Genomic DNA, 1,710 nt, shown 5'->3' on the forward strand with positions numbered 1-1,710 from the left:
GACCTCGACGACCCGCTGATCGCGGCCGTGCGCTACCGTGCGTTGCTCGACGAGCTCACCCAGGCCAGGAACAAGGTGGAGGACCGGATGTCCGCCGGCCGGCAGCGGCGTGCCGAGGTCGCGCGGGCGCACCGGGAGTCGGCGGAGGCGATCCGCGCCGAGGTCGACGAGGTGTGGCGGGTGGTGGCCGAACCGCTCGCGCACCACGGGATCAGCAGCCTCGACCAGCTCCGGCCGCCGCCGGTGGAACGGGCCGGCGACGTCCCCGCCGTCGCCATTCCCGATCATGACACGCCCGGCTATGACGTTCCTGGTCACGCCTCCGGCCGTGACGTGCCCGTCGTCGCCGGGCCCGGTGGCCGGCCGGTCGCCCGGGCCCAGCACCGCCGGGGCGAGCCCGGGCAGGCACGCCCGGCCGCCGCCACGCCGCAGCGACGGGTACGTGCCAGGCAGGCGGCCGCCGCCGGCACGGCGGCCGCGTTCGAGCCGTCCAAGGCACCACGGCGAGCCCACGAGCTGTGCATGACCGCGATGGGGCACGCCGCCGAGCTGCGGGCGGTCACACGGTCCGGTTCGTCGGCCTCGGCCGCGGTCGTCATCGGCCTGGGCTGCCTGCTGGTGGCCGCCGGGGTGACCGTGCTGCGGGCGCTGGCCGGGGTCGAGGCGCTGCCGGCCCTCACCGGCGCCGCCGTGGTCACCGCCTTCTGCGTGGCGGTGGCGACCGACGCGGCCCGGGTGGAGGTTGCCCGCGCGGCGCTGCTCGGGGCCGGCACGGCCGGTGCCGCGGTGCTGGCGACCGCGCGGATGGTGTCGCTGGACCCGACCGACGTGATCGCCTCGCTGGTGGCGCTCGTGCTGGCGCTGCGGTTCGGGCTCGGGGTCGGCGCTCCGCGGCATCCGCAGCGGAAGTGACCCGGCCGCCGGCCGGCGGGATACAGGAGCGGATATGACAGAAGAAGGGCAGGACCTCCGTGACGAGCACCATCGCCGACGTCAAGTCCCAGCTTGGTGAGGCGTTCCGGCGTACCGACGAGGTCACCGGCCAGCTGGACGGCGCGCTGACCATGATCGAAGAAGCGCAGGCGATCGTCCTGGCGGCGACCGACGGCAGCGCGCACCGCGCCGTGGAGCAGCTGACCAGCGCGCTGCTGGAGACCCGGGAGCGTATCCAGGACTCGCTGGCGGCGCTCGGGTCGGCGGTGCAGGAGGTCCGCGACTACAGCGACAGCCTGTAGGGCGTCCGTCCCGGCCGGCCGGTTTCCCCCGGGCTGGGCCGCGGACGGTTCTCCCGGGGCAGCCGGCGTGCGGGGCAGCCATCGCCCGGCCGCCCCGCACGCCGGCCGGAACATGCCGTGAGCGGCTGCCGCGCCGCGCGGAAGCCCGGCACGTCCAGCGCCGCCGCGCCGAACACAGCCTGAACACAGTCCGAATACAGCCCGAACATGCCGTGAACGGCTGTTGCCGATCGCCGTCCGTGTCGGCCGGCGTCCACCACAGGGCCGCCACGGGGTGGCGGGCCGTCGTGGCCCGGCCGGGATCAACCGGACGTATCCGGATCGGCTGTGCACGAATACCGACAAGAGTTATATTCTCCGTAAGCGGGTGTCCGCTGTCGGTCGCCGGCGTGTCGTAGGTGAGGGCCCGGGTAACAAGTCCGCATGTTCCCTGCAACCCGATGCATCTTTAGCGGGCCTCACTAAAGTCCGAATC

2 protein-coding genes are annotated in these 1,710 nt (G+C 74.1%); both read left to right on the forward strand.

Annotation, left to right across the window (positions count from 1 at the left end; all coding sequences use genetic code 11):
• On the forward strand, positions 1-912 hold a 912-nt coding region (locus NBW84_RS22900; protein WP_250287314.1), incomplete at its 5' end, for a hypothetical protein.
• A gap of 59 nt (positions 913-971) precedes the next feature.
• Positions 972-1,235, forward strand: a complete 264-nt coding sequence (locus NBW84_RS22905) for a hypothetical protein (protein ID WP_131790223.1) — start codon at positions 972-974, stop codon at positions 1,233-1,235.
• The last annotated feature ends 475 nt before the right edge of the window (positions 1,236-1,710 follow it).

This window comes from Protofrankia sp. CiP1_Cm_nod2 (assembly GCF_920664355.1).
Taxonomy (GTDB): Bacteria; Actinomycetota; Actinomycetes; order Frankiales; family Frankiaceae; genus Protofrankia.